Genomic DNA, 15,477 nt, shown 5'->3' with positions numbered 1-15,477 from the left:
GCTTATGATGGACTCAACTCAACAGGTTCTTGTTGTTGAAGATGAAGAGAAACTTGCACAAGTACTAAAAGAGTATCTGCAACAGGCAGGCTATGAGGCTCACTGCCTGTACCACGGCGATAAGGTGATGCCTTGGTTGGAAAGTAGCAGCCCCGATATGATCATTCTGGATCTGATGCTACCTGGCACCGATGGCGTTACTCTATGCCGCCAGATCCGCGAAAACTCCAATGTACCTATCATTATGGCAACGGCCAAAGTCGAAGAGGCCGATCGCCTGCGCGGTCTTGACATAGGTGCAGATGATTATGTCTGTAAACCCTACAGTCATCGAGAGATGGTCGCTCGGGTTAAAGCCATTTTACGCAGGACGACCCCGGACACAGCTGTCCAGGAAAAAAAAGGCGACAATAGTACTCTGTTTACGGTGGATGCAGATAAGATGACGGTCTGTGTGCGACAAAAAGAGCTCGATCTTACCCCTGTAGAGTTCCGTTTGCTCAGCCATATGCTACAGCGCCAGGGGATTGTTTTCAGTCGCAATGACCTGTTGGATATCATCTACGATGATTACCGTATGGTATCCGACCGAACCATAGATACCCATATTAAAAATGTACGTAAGAAGCTGCAAAACGCTCTCCCCGACCTGGATGTGATCCATTCCATTTATGGCGTTGGCTATAAACTGGAGGTCAAAACAGCCTAAACTTTATCCTACAAGAACATGAGAAAGAGGTTGATTAACAACCCTTTCTCCATGCGCCAGAACAAACGCTAAGCCACTCGAAGTAAACAAGCTTTTGAGACAAACCTGACCATAGAAATCAGCCAAAATGTAAAACTCCATGACATACGCACACATCAAGAGTCTGTTTCTTCATATTCATACACTAACTGAGAACTATCACTGGCTGTGATAATCAAAGTAGTCTCTGTCACGTCATAAGACACTGCTGACATTAAGGCATTGATAATAAAGCTTTCCTGAGCCCGGTAACCTTGCTGCCCCATGCCGATACAAGCCATCTCCGTCGCCGCAATAGCTGTGAAAGTTAGCTGTTTATTGTCTGCCGTATAAGGGGTAGAGAACAGGTTACAGTCCAAGGAACCAAAAGCCTCACCGGAGTGATCAAATTGTAGATGATAGGATGAATTTTCAACTAAACCGATTTTTGGCTCTTCACTTAAACCGAAAGAAACCAGCTGCCAGTCCTTATTCTGCAAGGCCAGTAGCACCTCATCAGAGTGTTGAGATAACGGATCAAATTGCTCATCCACTATCTGCCCTGTTTGACCATCACTGCTACAGCCCCAGACAAACAGTGTCAGTAACGATGTCAACAAACCATAATTATTCATCACAAACTCCTCATCATTTGAGGATAAATCTTAACGAGCAGGGTTAAATCTTGTGTTTTTGGTTTGTTTACGAAATGTAGGTTTCAAATATAACGTAATCACCGGCTGAGGAGTAAAGGCCTAATACGGTGCCTGCATCACCGCGCCGGAGAAACAGTCCTGAATCACACGAATAAAAAGCTCTTTAGCTCGATTAGGCTTATGGTTGTGTTTAAAGATTACCGCAGCCCCCAAAGCAAAATGCTTTTTATCCCGGCCGAAAACTCTTAATTGCCCGCCTTCAACATAGGGTCTCGCCACTTCCTCCGGCAGGAAGCAGATATATTCACCGGACAAGATCAGCCCGATGCGGGACTCATAATGATAGGAGGAGCCGGACAGATTCATCTGGGAAAGATTCTGATAGATCTCTTCATGAGGTTGCAGGCCCGCGTGAATGAGTTTCGCCTTATTAATTATATCAATACTGATGTCGTCTTCATCCAGGTCAAAGAAAGGATGACCCTGGCCGCAATGCAGATAGTTATTGTCGGTAAATAAGTGAATATAGTGCAAGCCTTCCAGCTTTCTATGATAGGGAATAAACGCCAGATCCAACTGATCATTCAGGATCTGACGCTCCATATCGCTCATATGCTCAACCTCAACCTTAAGGGTCACATTTGGCGCCAGTTTGCAGAATTTACTGTATATTTCCGGTATTTTGCACCGTTGATCTGTGCTAAAGGTATCACTCAAAGCAATACGCAAAACACCATTCGGGCTATCACCCAAATTGTTAATGGTATTTCGAAACTGATCCATTTGATCTAACAGCAGATTGGTTTGCTCATAAACCACACTCCCTTCAGCAGACAGAATAAAGCCACTGCGCCCCCGCTTACAGAGTGTCATTCCCAGTCGGCTCTCCAGGCTGGCGATATGGTTGCTGACGGTGGGGCGGCTGATATTAAGCTCAGCCGCAGCCGCACTGAAACCACCACACTCCACCACCGTCTTAAAGACCTTCAACTGCTTAATTTCATAATCACTGATCTGACCAAGTGAGAGTTTTTTCATCTGCCTGTCTCGAAACACTGTCTGCCGGGATAAAAGCAAATTGTCTGAATTAAAGCATTTCCCAGATAATGCCTCGCATTGATAACAAAATGCCGCGAATCAGCACTGATGCTCAATGATTCCAGAGCAGCTGTCAACGGCGCTGACGTAACCGCTGTATATGTAAAAAAACTCAAACCTATAGGTAGAGATGCGTTGATTTATCTGACCAGACAGTTCTGAAATCATGCCCCTGCATTTGGCCAATGCGTTTCAAAAAGTACACAACTAAAAGAACAGCATAAGAAAAATATAAAACATAGGTGATGATATGTTTCAGACTCTAAGTCGTATCAAGAAGACACTGTCTGTCAGCACATTGGCAGTAGCCATGGGGCTATCTGCCGTAGCAGCAGAAAGCCATGCCGCAGAGCACAACTGGCGCTTCAGCAATCTTTATAGTCGCGGAACCGCCTTTGGTGAAGTGTACGAAAGCCTGGCAAAAAACATCGAAAAGAACTCTGAAGGTCGTATTAAAGTTCAGGTGTTGTACTCTGGTGAAGGCGTCGGTACCAGTGGCCTTTTGAGCGCTGTGAAATCCGGTCTGGTGACTATGGGCGCACCTTTCCAACCCATGCATGCCGGTGAGCTGCCTGCCGGTGTGGTTGAGATCGGTCTGCCAGGCGGCACTGACAACCCTGACGAACTGAAGAGCCTGTTCCACGATAAAGACTGGGATAAGGTACTGACCCAAGCCTATGGTTCACAAGGCATGACCTGGCTGGAACCCTACATCCAACCACCGGTTTATGTCCTGACCAAAAAACCGATCAACTCTATTGAAGACTTTAAAGGCCTGAAAATTCGTGCTCCGGGCGCTTACGGTAAGTTCCTGCGTAATCTGGGTGCTTCCCCTGTAACCCTGTCCTGGAGTGAAATCTACACCAGCCTGGCTACTGGCGTTATCGATGGCTCCATTGGCAGTAATATGATCGACCACAGAGACGGTAACCACGTTGAAGTCGCTCAATATATGTACCGCCTGCCACTGGCCGGTGCTCAGGTACTGCCTATCGTAGTGAACCGCAAAGCGTGGAAAAAGCTGCCGGATGATCTGAAACAAGTGGTAAGAGAAGCCACTGAGACTCATGCGGCCGATCAGTTGCGCCTGTCCCGCCAATGGGAAGCAGAGGCTGTGACCGAAATGGAAAGCAAAGGTCTGAAGTGGAGCCCTCAGCCAAGCAAAGCCGATAAAGAAGCCTGGGCAGCCGCCGGTGCCAGCCTGTGGGACGAATACGCAGCTAAAGATAAGTACAGCAAACAGCTGATCGATATTCTGAAAGCCAATCAGTAACAACCCGGTTAGCTGACCAAAACCAGACAGGGCAACATTCTGTCTGGTTTTTTCGTTTTACCCTGCTGTGATTTTTAAGCCCTGTTTCACTGATTTGATAATTGATTCCCCAGTCAGTATGACGGTTCAGTGGTGAATCAATATCAACTGTTTTATCTGAAAGGTGTGATTATGGTTACCCCTATCCTGCGATCACTGTGTCGGAGCGTTGATACTCTGGTCATGCTCTGCGACAAAGGTTCGGCATTTTTAATGCCGGTACTGGCGGGTGTCGTCGTGTTTGAAGTGTTTTCCCGTTATATCCTCAATAGCCCGACCATCTGGGCTTTTGATCTATCTCTGTTTCTGTTCGGCTATATTGCAGCTTTAGGCGGTGCCTATGCCCAGCAGAAACGTGCCCATATCAACGTGGATATTCTCTATCTGAGCGTACACCCCAAGGGACGCGCTATTTTCAATCTGATCTCCTGGTCGTTGGGTATTTTCTTTCTGTATCTGGTACTGATGATGTGCCTGGAAAAATACGATGAAGCCATCGAGTTTGACTATCGCCGTCAGAGTGAATGGGCCCCACCTATGTTCCACTTCTGGATCATGATGATGATCGCCAGTTCACTTTTTATCGCTCAACTTGCCCGGGATATGCTGGAAGAGCTGTTTTTCCTGATCACAGGCAATGCCCTGCTGCCGGAAGTGTTAGACAAGCACCATCACGATGAAGAAGAACATGGTTCTCAAATAGAAACGGATATATCTAAGTCAACACCCTCGGACGCTAGCGCCCCAAAATCTAACACCACTACATCTGACAAAACAGGAGAATAGCCATGATGGAAATTGAAATGCTTACCGCTGTTCTGCTGCTGTGTATTCTGATCTTTTTTGCTCTGGGTGCTCAGGTCGGTTTGGCATTGGGGGGTATTGCCATGGGTGTGGGTTATCTCACCTGGGGTGATAGCCTGTTTAATATTATTCCTACCACACTGGAATCCACTTACTTCAGCTTTATCCTGCTGGCGATCCCCCTCTATATCTATATGGGACAACTGCTGACTAAATCAGGCATTGGAGACGCCATGTTTAACTTCAGTCAGATGATTGTCGGTCGTTTACGGGGCTCTCTGGCGATCAGCGTGATCGGTGTTTGCTCTATGATCGGTGCTATGGTGGGTATTATCGGTGCCGGTATTATGACCTCCGGTAGTATCGCCCTGCGCCCTATGCTGGAAAGAGGTTATAACAAACGCTTGGCATTGGGTGTGATTATGGCCGGTGGTGGCTTGGGCATTTTGATTCCGCCCAGCATTCCTATGATTATGTTTGCGGCTTCAACGCAAAACTCTGTCGGCCGTATGTTCCTGGGTGCCATGATGCCTGCCCTGCTGACGGTGGTAATGCTGATCGCTTATGTGATTATCAGCTGCTGGCTTAACCCGGATCGTGCCCCCATGGATCACGAGCAGGAGCAAGCCCCAGAGCTACCCGCCAATGAGAAATTCAAAATCATTCGCGACGGTCTGTTTTCTATGCTGCTGATTGTTGCCGTTTTGGGCAGTATTATCACAGGTATTGCCACACCGACGGAGTCCGGTGCCATTGGTGTTGCCGGTGCAATCCTGTTAGCAATCGTATTTAAACGCTTTAAATGGAAGATGTTTACTGAAGCAGGCTTTCAGACTGGTATTCTGGTCAGTGTCGCTATGTGGATCATCTTCGGCGCCTCGGTATTCAGTAATTTCCACTTGCTGATGGGGGTACAGAATATGGTGGCAGGCTTTACCGAAGGTCTGGATATGCCACCGATTATGATCATCATCATGTTCCAGCTGATCATGCTGCTGCTGGGCTTTATTATTGATGAGTTTATTATCGTGCTCATGTGCGCCCCACTGTTTACACCTATTGCGGTGTCACTGGGCTACGATCCGATCTGGTTTGGCGTACTGATGATCATCAATATCCTCATCGCTGTACAAACCCCACCCTACGGCTTTGCCCTCTTCTATCTGAAAGGCATTGCGCCAGCAGGCGTGACGATGGGCGAAATCTACAAATCAGTGACACCGTTTATTCTGGTTAATCTATCTGTGCTGATTCTGTGTATGGTATTCCCAGAGATCGTGCTGTGGCTGCCGAATATGGTAATGGGTTAAGACTTTTACCTCGCAAGATACAACCAAACGATATAACCAAAACAAAACGGCCCGATAAGTTCGCTTATCGGGCCGTTTCTTTTGAAAACCTATACCAGCTTTGGAGGTCAGTTACTTTGTCTCGCCTTGGTCATTAACACCATCTCTTCAAAACGCGCTCTGGCCAGCTCATCGTTATCCATATCTTCAAATGACAGCGCGTCTTTCACCTCATCAAAGTGGATCGTTTGAGCACTGCGCTCCAGCATACGTTGCTTTAACTCCGGGTGAGCATCCAGCGCTGCTTTCATCTGAGGCGCAAAAGGATAATCTGCCGGAAGTAGCAGGTCGCCTTCTGTATCAAACACCAGCTCTACAGGGGCAACAGGAATACCGTACTGCATACGCACCTGATGAAACAACTGAGCATCTTCCGGCGGCAGATCTTTAATTCCAACCGGGCGATAAGCCTCATAAGAACGGTCTTTATACTTTTCACGCAGCACATCAAAAGCTCTGTCTTTGTACTTATCAGACTCACCCTGACGACCTTGACCTGCAACGGAGTGGCTTAGGATCTGCGAAAAATCCATACCAGGGGCGCGCTCAACCGTAGAGTTGTAACTGTCCGCTGCCATTTTACTTCTGGCATATATTCTGAAATCCATAGACCTACCCCTTTCTTACCCGCCTTTATGACTCACCGGGAGTCGTAAAGTTCTACTTGATCTCTGACAAGTGAGAACCAAGTCTCAAAACAGTAAAAACACACACGAATCGCTATAAACAAAGGAAAAACCTGGAAAAACATGTGCGCCTTTGGGGTTTATATCGGAAGGACTGAGCCAATACTTTAATCTTTTATCTGAATTTTTTGTAATTCTTACAACATTCATCAGTAACAGAATGTATGCAAGCCCCGAAATAAGCGACCTCGGAGCCTTGAGTTTACCTGTCAGCATTAACTCAGCAGAAGCAGTGAATCAACTGAACAGAGCTTTGAATCTCAAAGATTTATCCTTACCTTATATCAGAGAAAATCATCGCTTAACCAGACCCGGTTCTGTTGACGCCTCATCATAGACACAACTGATGAAAGTGCATCCAGCTAGATGCTCTTGTCGAGAACCTCTACGCTGGATGCTATCAGGATTTAATGAATCAGAGCTTAAAGTGACTTACTATTTTGGCCAGTTCTTTTGAGATCAGCGATAGATCGCTACTGGCATCAGCGGTTTGTTGAGCACCTTGAACAGTTTGATCAGAAAGCTGAGTTACCGTGGTGATATTCTGACTGATCTCTTCTGCGACCACCGATTGCTGGCTCACTGCAGTTACCACCTGAGCATTCATCTCACTGATTTGCTGGATACTCTCAACGATAGTATCCAGCGCCGTGCCCGTCTTTTCAGACTGCTCTACCGTGTTAAGCGCTTTATCACGGCTCGACAGCATGGTTTCAACGGCATGGTTAATATCTGTTTGTAACTGGTTGATCATATCCTGAATGGTCTGAGCAGACTCCTGGCTGCGCTGAGCCAGGCTTCTCACCTCATCAGCCACTACCGCGAAGCCTCGACCCGATTCACCGGCACGAGCCGCCTCAATAGCAGCATTCAGAGCTAATAGATTGGTTTGTTCAGAGATATTCTGAATCACCTCAGTCACCGAACCAATATTGGCACTGCTCGCTTCCAGAGACTGAACAATCTCTACCGATTGTTCGACGTTGCTTGCCAGGTCATTGATTGCTGACAACGTGCGCTGGACGGTTTCTTTACCTTGCGCGGCGTAATCCATACCGATAGTCGCAGCTTGGGCTGAAGACTCAGAGTGAGCAACCACTTCATGAATACTTGCAGCCATCTCTGTAGCCGCAGCTGCAATCTGCTCAATACGACGCTGCTGCTCATTCACTACAGAATGAGTGTGCTGTGCCACGGCAGATGCAGATTCTGCGGTCTCCTGTAAGCGATTTCCGGTTTGCGCAATTGAAGCAATGATCTCTTTGAGCTGAGCAGCCATATAATTAACCGAGGCCAGAATACCTGTCCCTTTACCTTGCTGCTTCACTGTTAGATCACCACAGGCAATTTGACGGGTAATTTCTGCGATATCGCCAGGTTCACCGCCAATAGGAGTCTTAATGATACGCAACATAACAATGGTAAATGCAATACCAACAGCAACAACTATTGCTGAGACCAGCAGAATCAGATTCGTTAAGTCTTCAATCTCTTCCTGCAGAACAGGACCCACTTTCTCCTGATCATTTAAGATTTCTTGTTTGATCCGATCCGTTTTTTCAGTGATCTCTACAGACAAAGGAATGATAGCCTGCTTGGTCACCTGTGAGACCTGGCTCACCGTTTGATAAACCTTTTCCAAAGCTGCCAGGAAAATTAACTGATTATGATCAAAACGGGCCAATAACTCATCTTCTTCACCATCGAGTGTATTTTTAAGCAACTCAAAAGAGTTTGGCATAATCTCATTCAGCTCTTTTAAAGCTCGCCGATAGTGCTCCTCCTGACGAGTGATCAAATATCGATTAGCGTATAAGCGGCCTAATAAAAGGTGCTCCTGCACACTGGCAGCATAAAAGATGGTATCTCCGACACCACTTAGATAGGCATTCTCGATTAGCGTCGTCATTGTCTTACGCATCTCAAGGCCAGATGGAAACAGTTCGTTTTGAGTGATGTTATCCGTTAATGCAATCTGTTCTTTTACCTGATCAAAAGCTTGCTGAAATTGCTTTATTTTGGTCTCAATATCATTAATCAAGTTCAGGCGCTGAGCATCTTTGAACTGACTTTTGGCAGAGGCAAGTAAAGCTGCAACTTCGCTTGCTTGCTTCCGATAATGCTCCAACGTGACTTGATCTTGCTGTACCAGATAACGCTGTACATCAGCCCCTTGCATCAACATGCTGCTTTGCAGATGACTGGCAATATTGGTATCCGCCACGAAACCACGGTACTGCTGTACCCCTTGATAACTGCTGCTAAGCCCTTTGTATGAAAATGCGGTTAAAATAACACTGAGTAAAATCAGTACTCCAAAACCGATACCTAACTGCTGTGCCAATCGAAGCTGTGAGAACATAGGCCGCCCTTAAAATTAAACCAAGATTTACATCACTAAGCTCCTAAACAAAACTTTTCTGCCGGAATTGACGCTTAGCCGTTCAACAGCCAGTGAATCTCAGCGTGTTATTCCCGTATACTTTGTTTGGATATAGATAGTACGCGACTGACTTTAAGACAGATTCAGCCTTATGGAAAAAAGCACAAAAAATACAAAATTTTTACTGGAGCAAAAAAAAGCGCCATAAAGGCGCTTTTATTTATGTTTTGACTAACGAAGTAACGGTGACTGCTGAATCCCCTGGTAAACATCACGCTCGGTTTTCTCCGGACGCTCAATCAACAGCACCTCAACTCGACGGTTTTTAATACGATTCTCAGGGGAGTCATTTGGCACCAGAGGGCGGGCATCAGCATTACCAACAACATAGAGAAACTGCTCGTCTAAATCTGTTAACCAAGTTAACTCATGAGCAACAGAAACCGCACGGGCGGCAGAAAGATCCCAGTTAGAACGGAAACGATCAGTATTAATCGGCTGATCATCCGTATGACCACCTACAATAGTGAACATTTCATACTCAGAAATTAGCTGTCCAACTTTCTGCAAAACAGGGATTACGGCAGGCTCTAAGTAATCGCTACCTGAGGTAAAGGCTGACTCATCAGGAAAACGAATAATAATGTGATCCTCATCGCGCTCAACAATAATCACACCTTTTTCAATTTCTTCAGTGAAGTTGGTTTCCAAGCGGTTACCAATGCTCTCCAGCTGGCTCTCTTCTTCCGAATCCTCCGCGTCGGTAGATACGTGGGGCTTCAGAGGCTCAATAATATTTTCACTCTCTGGTGGATTATCCGCAGGAATAATACTTAGCGGATTTAAATCTTGCAGACCGAAAGAATCCTGTAAAGCCTGAGCAATACTCTTATAACGCTGAATATCCGTGGTAGAAAAGGATAGAATCAAGACGAAGAAGGTTAACAGAAGCGTCATCATATCCGCAAAAGTTACCATCCACTCAGGAACCTGTTCATTATTGACCTTTCTACGCCGCTTTTTAGTATTAATTCCTACCACCGTCACAACCCTTAACAAGAGCACTCCGTCATCAGGAATGCCGTGTATGCTTAAATACTAAGTGCCCGAAACAGAAACGTTGGAGTTATTTATATTTCTTCAGACATTGACATACCACCGCGCAGATAATCAGGCAAGTACGTTTCAAGCAGCTCATCCATTACGGTTGGATTAAGGCCTTCCTGAATACCCAGAACCGATTCTGTGATCAGGGCCATATTGGACTCCATCTCACTACTCTTCAGTGCCAGTTTATCAGCCATGGGCAGCATAAATAGCTGAGCAATTAAAGAACCATAAAGTGTTGTTAACAAAGCAACAGCCATACCAGGACCCAGCTTGGATGGGTCATCCAGGTTATTCAGCATCTGAACCAGACCGACCAATGTGCCTATCATACCAAAGGCTGGTGCAGAACCCGCCATATTGCGGAACACCTTCTCTCCCAGCTGCTTACGGTCAATAGACATGCTCATCTCATTAATCAGGACCTTCTGGATAAACTCAGGCGGATGACCATCCACACACAGCTGAATTCCTTTTGCAAAGAAAGGGTTATCAATCGGCTCATCTTCAAGTCCCAGCAAACCATTGCGCCGTGCAATCTTTGCCAAATGATTAGACAACTGAATAATTTCCTGAGGATTATCATTGCTTTCCAAAAAAGCAACACTAAAGCCCTCTTTGATGCCTGTAAAGAAGCTGGAAATACGATATTTCACTAAAGTTACGGATAAAGTACCGCCGAAAACAATCAGCAAACCGGCAACATTAATAAAAATTGAAGGGTCATCACCTTGAGCAATACCTAAGCCGACAAAGGCGATACCTGTAATAAGCCCTAATAGCGTGGCGAAATCCATTGACTCTACCTTATTCAATGTAATCCAAGATTGTCATTCGAAGCATAACTCACTGAACGCTTGATTAGTAGCCTTATCTCTGAAATTTCAGTGAGTTATTAATTTCGGTTCTCTAACAATTCACTTTAGTTTACAGACAGTTACACACAAACCTTTTCACACAGTAAAAAAATACACGGCACACATGAAAGCTAGATAAAAAAACCATTAAAAACTAAAATAAAAAGAAATATCAACCGCAACACTATGGGAAACCGAGATGTCTCTGTTTTTTTCTACTTTGATGCAGTTCTTCTTTCTGTTTGCTCCCTTTTTTGTAGTGTCGATGTTTCTGGCACTGACACGAGGTGAATCCAAGCAACAAAAGAGGGCAACCATCAATCGCGCTGTATTTTCAGCCATTTTAATCAGCTTAGTCCTGTTTTTCTTTGGTACAACATTATTTGAGGTTCTGGGAATCACACTGGACTCTTTCCGCATCGGTGCCGGCTGCCTGCTCTTCCTTTCGGCAATCAGTCTTGTTAAAGACGGTGTACGAAACCATGCCACCGACGTCCCTGGAGAAACACCAGACGATGTCTCAGTTGTACCTCTGGCTATCCCAACTATCATAGGACCTGCGACCATAGGTGCTATTCTTGTCTATGGTGCTGAATTAACAACAACAGTGGACATGCTGATTGGCGTAAGCGCCTTGATTTCTGCACTGTTAGTACTGGGGGTATTACTTTACCTGTCCAATGAGATTGAACGTATTATTGGTAAAACCGGACTTAATATTCTGAGTAAAATGACAGGCTTAATCCTCAGCGCCATGGCCGCACAAATTGTTTTCTCAGGGATTAAGAATTTTCTTGAGCTTTGACAGCCGAGTCGAAAATTAGGTTAGTCAGTATCAGGCAACAATGATATGGTAAGTATCAATGGGTGCAGGTAGTTGTTTTATCTGCAGAATTTGATTCAGGCATCGTTAGAGACATATTAAAATGAATCAGGATATCTCCTCTTTACGTCGGGTATTTGATCAGCAAGCCTTACATGAAAGTGAACTGGCGAAAAACCCATTTGATCAGTTTCATAACTGGTTCGAGGAAGCCGTTGCAAATGAGCCTTTTGACCCGAATGCGATGACCTTGTCGACCATTTCACCAGAGAACAGACCTGCTTCGCGAATCGTTCTACTGAAAGGCATTGACTCCCGTGGGTTTATCTTTTACACCAACTATCAGAGTGAAAAAGGCATGCAACTTGCGGGCAACCCTCACGCGTCTGTTGTTTTCTGGTGGGGGGAAAAACAGCGTCAAGTACGTATTGATGGCGTAGTAGAACGCATCTCGCCACAGCAGTCCGACGATTATTATGTCAGTCGCCCACGTGATAGTCAGCTGGGTGCCTGGGTGTCTAAACAAAGCACTGCAATCCCTAATCGCGAGTGGCTATCAAATCGTTGCGACGAACTGACAGCACAATACGAAGGCAAAGATATACCTCGCCCTCCTCACTGGGGTGGCTATCGTATTGTTCCTGATCTATTTGAATTCTGGCAGGGTCAACCAAGTCGCCTGCATGATCGCTTCCGTTACACTATTGAGGCCAATGGTTGGAATATCCAACGTCTTTGCCCATAACTGATTTCGGCTTTCACAATTAGAATGTAATAACCCTTTTATCCCATCAAAAAAGCCTGACTCATTTCTAAACAGAATTGAGCCAGGCTTTTGGGGGTTTCAATCTCTATCCAGGATAAAACCTTCCTGATGCATTCAGCCTTACAGGCCTAAACGCCACTGGTACTTTCCAAACGGTGCCTCTGCCACTCACTTTGCGGTTCATTCAGCGGCATCACTGCATCAATAACCTGTTCCTCTGAGTTGTAATGACATTCAAACCCCAGATAACGCATCAAACCGCGCATGGGATGATTTTCAACCAGGATCTTACCGATCATCTCCAGAGTGCCCACGCTCTTAGAGTACTTGATCATCTTACGCATCAGTAAGGCACCAAGTCCTTCCCCCTGAAGATCATCACGGATCAGAACGGAGAACTCAGTACGGATATTATCCGGGTCAGTCCAAACGCGAACCACACCCAGAATATCCCTTTGATCATTTTCCTGAACCTCTTCCGCAATAAACGCCATTTGACGGTCATAATTAATCATGGTCAGAGTCGCCAGGTCACGCTTGGTCAGTTCAGATTTATTATGAAAATAACGGAAACGGATACTTTGCTCACTGAGCTTACTGTGGAACTGTACCAACGCCGGAGCATCTTCACCCCGGATCGGACGCACTTCAACCACACGGCCCGTCTTTAGGTTCACTGTTTCACGCAGTTCTTCCGGATAAGGCATAATAGCATGATAGCTTGGCTCACCCAGATCTACTTTCACATCAACAACTAACATCTCATCACGGTTGATGATCAGCGGGTTGATCTCTAAACCTTGCAGCTCAGGAATATCTGCCGCAATCTGACTGAGCTTGACCAGCACCTCAGCAATGGCTTCAATATCTTCTGCCGGATGATCACTGTGCTCTTTGATCAGTCGATAAGCATGGGAGCGTTGAATCAGCTCAAATGCCAACGTCATATTCAACGGTGGCAAGGCCACCTGACGATCTGACATCACATTTTCTTTATAACCACCAATACCAAACAGAATCACAGGACCAAACACCGGATCACGGGTGATGCCCACATTTAACAGCATAGAATGCTTACCACGCTGCATCGGCTGAATACAGTATTCGTAGATCGTATTGTTCGGAAACTTCTCTTCGACTTTTTCCCGTAATTTGACCACCGCATTGCTCATCTCCTGGGGAGAGTTAATATCCTGCAGTAAACCTGCTGATAATTTATGCGGGTGTTTACGATAAACAAAAGGCTCGCAGCTGGTTTCATGAACAATTTTCACCGCCAGCGATTGCTTCTGATCCTGTGCAATTTCAGCGGCTTCATATTCATCCTTAGCGTACCAGGTGGGCGCAACAGGAATAGAATAAGCTTGCAGAATCTGAGTGCACTCTTGGTGAGTCAGTACTTTACGCCCCTGCTCTTTGGCTGTTTCAACCAGTTTACGGGCACTGCGACGCACTTGATAGGGGGTTTCGTGAGGAATGCTGGGCGGAGTTTCCTGCAATAAAGCCTGACTGCGGCGGTAGTTGACCATATGCATAAAGGCCTGCACCGCGTGCTCTGGCGATATGTAGGTCGGCACACCGGCCAGATTGAATTCATGGCGAGCAGGCCCCGCATCTTCCAACCCCATCCAACAAGTCAGGATGCTCTTACGGAACTTGCCCCGATTATTGATCACAGCATGAGCGGTTTCGTCACTGGGTGCCATACGAGTGGGTGCATGTAACACAACGACCGCATCCACTTCAGAACTGTTCGCCAGAATATCCAACACATCAATATAACGGTCTGGCGTTGCGGAGCCACCAATATTAATCGGATTACGCCCCGATACCTCAACAGGCATTTTCTCGGCGAGTTTAGCCAGGGTTTCTTCCGATAGAGTCGCTAACTTACCACCAGACAATAGCAACTTATCAGCAGCCAGGATACTCGGTCCCATGCCATTACTGACAATCGCCAAACGGTCCCCCTGTACGGGCTTAATACGAGACAGTGATTCCAGGGCGTCAAACAGCTCTTCGACATTATCAACCCGCACCACACCGGCACGATTCAGTGCAGCAGTATATACCGCATCACGATTAGGCAGTCCCGGGGTGACTAACTGAGGCGCATGATCCGATGAGATCATACGACCACTCTTAATCGCCAGTACAAGCTTGTTACGGGAGGCCTCACGCACTGCAGTCATCAAGTGACGGGCATCAGAAATCGATTCCAGGTGCAGAATGATCGCCTGGGCATGGCTAAAGCGGTTAATGTAGTCGATCACATCCGGCAGCATCACATCCACGCTATCCCCCAGTGTGACCACGTGGGAAAAACCGATACCCTGACCATTAGCCCAATCGATCATGGCATTACCTAACATACCGGACTGGCCAATATAAGCGACTTTGCCCGCTTTAACATTGCGTGAAGAGTAACTGGCATTCAGCTTACGTCCTGGCACCAGAATACCCAGACACTCAGGCCCCATGATGCGGATACCGGATTCCCGGGCAGCCGCAAGCATCTCGTCTTTCAGGGTATGAGCCGGATTGGCACTAGGCACACGGGACAAGCCACCAGACAGAACCAATGCGGCTTTAACTCCCAGCTTGCCTAAGCGCCCCACAAGATCGGGAATCGCTTCCGGTGGCGAACAGATAATCGCCAAATCAGGTAACAGATGTTCAACCATGGCCTCGGCACAGTTAAAACAGGGCACATCAAAAACATGATCATAGCCTTTGATATTGACCGCAAAAAGCTTGCCCGGAAACTGACTGTCCTGCAGGTTACGAATCACCTGCCCACCCATGCTGAAATCTTTTTCTGAAGCGCCAAAAACGGCTATCGATTTTGGTTCAAAAAAGTGTTTTAAAGAACGTGTACCCACGCTGAACTCCGCTAAAAAATGAGGTTG

At 46.3% G+C, this 15,477-nt stretch carries 13 protein-coding genes; 6 read left to right on the top strand and 7 right to left on the bottom strand.

The features are described 5' to 3' along the window. The first annotated feature begins 4 nt into the window (after positions 1–4). Positions 5–709, top strand: coding sequence for a response regulator (locus tag H579_RS0121370; RefSeq protein WP_036567114.1), 705 nt, complete (start codon positions 5–7; stop codon positions 707–709). Between the two features lie 155 nt (positions 710–864). Here H579_RS0121370 and H579_RS0121365 read toward each other — a convergent pair whose 3' ends face one another. Both H579_RS0121365 and H579_RS0121360 read right to left on the bottom strand, forming a co-directional pair. Further along, positions 865–1,362 carry an META domain-containing protein gene (locus tag H579_RS0121365; RefSeq protein ID WP_028302353.1) on the bottom strand — a complete coding sequence of 166 codons (498 nt, stop codon included), beginning with the start codon at positions 1,360–1,362 and terminating at the stop codon, positions 865–867. Between the two features lie 120 nt (positions 1,363–1,482). After that, positions 1,483–2,421, bottom strand: a complete 939-nt coding sequence (locus H579_RS0121360) for a LysR family transcriptional regulator (protein WP_028302352.1) — start codon at positions 2,419–2,421, stop codon at positions 1,483–1,485. Between the two features lie 310 nt (positions 2,422–2,731). Between H579_RS0121360 and H579_RS0121355 the strand changes: the two genes are divergently transcribed. The 3 genes from H579_RS0121355 to H579_RS0121345 all read left to right on the top strand — a co-directional run bounded on the left by H579_RS0121355 (position 2,732) and on the right by H579_RS0121345 (position 5,907). Further along, a complete protein-coding gene (locus H579_RS0121355; protein WP_028302351.1) occupies positions 2,732–3,754 on the top strand; it encodes a TRAP transporter substrate-binding protein in 1,023 nt (340 codons plus the stop codon). A gap of 132 nt (positions 3,755–3,886) precedes the next feature. Then, entirely contained in the window at positions 3,887–4,579 is a 693-nt protein-coding gene (locus H579_RS26960) for a TRAP transporter small permease subunit (protein ID WP_245583334.1), read from the top strand. Between the two features lie 5 nt (positions 4,580–4,584). Continuing rightward, positions 4,585–5,907, top strand: a complete 1,323-nt coding sequence (locus H579_RS0121345; protein WP_028302350.1) for a TRAP transporter large permease — start codon at positions 4,585–4,587, stop codon at positions 5,905–5,907. A 107-nt stretch (positions 5,908–6,014) separates the two neighbouring features. Here the strand turns inward: H579_RS0121345 and H579_RS0121340 are convergent, their stop codons facing one another. From H579_RS0121340 to H579_RS0121325, 4 genes are all read right to left on the bottom strand, one after another. After that, a complete protein-coding gene (locus H579_RS0121340; protein ID WP_028302349.1) occupies positions 6,015–6,554 on the bottom strand; it encodes a hypothetical protein in 540 nt (179 codons plus the stop codon). Positions 6,555–7,047: 493 nt separating this feature from the next. Continuing rightward, complete coding sequence (locus H579_RS0121335) at positions 7,048–8,994, bottom strand: methyl-accepting chemotaxis protein (protein WP_028302348.1); 1,947 nt, start codon at positions 8,992–8,994, stop codon at positions 7,048–7,050. Positions 8,995–9,246: 252 nt separating this feature from the next. Further along, a complete protein-coding gene (locus tag H579_RS0121330) occupies positions 9,247–10,056 on the bottom strand; it encodes a flagellar motor protein MotB (RefSeq protein ID WP_157834682.1) in 810 nt (269 codons plus the stop codon). 89 nt (positions 10,057–10,145) lie between these two features. Continuing rightward, entirely contained in the window at positions 10,146–10,919 is a 774-nt protein-coding gene (locus tag H579_RS0121325) for a motility protein A (RefSeq protein ID WP_028302346.1), read from the bottom strand. 259 nt (positions 10,920–11,178) lie between these two features. Between H579_RS0121325 and H579_RS0121320 the strand changes: the two genes are divergently transcribed. Together H579_RS0121320 and pdxH are read left to right on the top strand one after the other, a co-directional pair. Next, positions 11,179–11,784 carry a MarC family protein gene (locus tag H579_RS0121320; protein WP_028302345.1) on the top strand — a complete coding sequence of 202 codons (606 nt, stop codon included), beginning with the start codon at positions 11,179–11,181 and terminating at the stop codon, positions 11,782–11,784. Between the two features lie 121 nt (positions 11,785–11,905). Continuing rightward, entirely contained in the window at positions 11,906–12,547 is a 642-nt protein-coding gene (pdxH, locus tag H579_RS0121315) for a pyridoxamine 5'-phosphate oxidase (RefSeq protein WP_028302344.1), read from the top strand. A 149-nt stretch (positions 12,548–12,696) separates the two neighbouring features. Here the strand turns inward: pdxH and H579_RS0121310 are convergent, their stop codons facing one another. After that, on the bottom strand, positions 12,697–15,450 hold the full coding sequence (locus tag H579_RS0121310) for a bifunctional acetate--CoA ligase family protein/GNAT family N-acetyltransferase (protein WP_028302343.1): 2,754 nt from the start codon (positions 15,448–15,450) through the stop codon (positions 12,697–12,699). Between the last annotated feature and the right edge of the window lie 27 nt (positions 15,451–15,477).

Source organism: Oceanospirillum beijerinckii DSM 7166 (assembly GCF_000422425.1).
Lineage (GTDB): Bacteria > Pseudomonadota > Gammaproteobacteria > Pseudomonadales > Halomonadaceae > Oceanospirillum > Oceanospirillum beijerinckii.
Note: the sequence above shows the minus strand (reverse complement) of the source record. Positions and strands in the feature narration are given on the sequence as shown.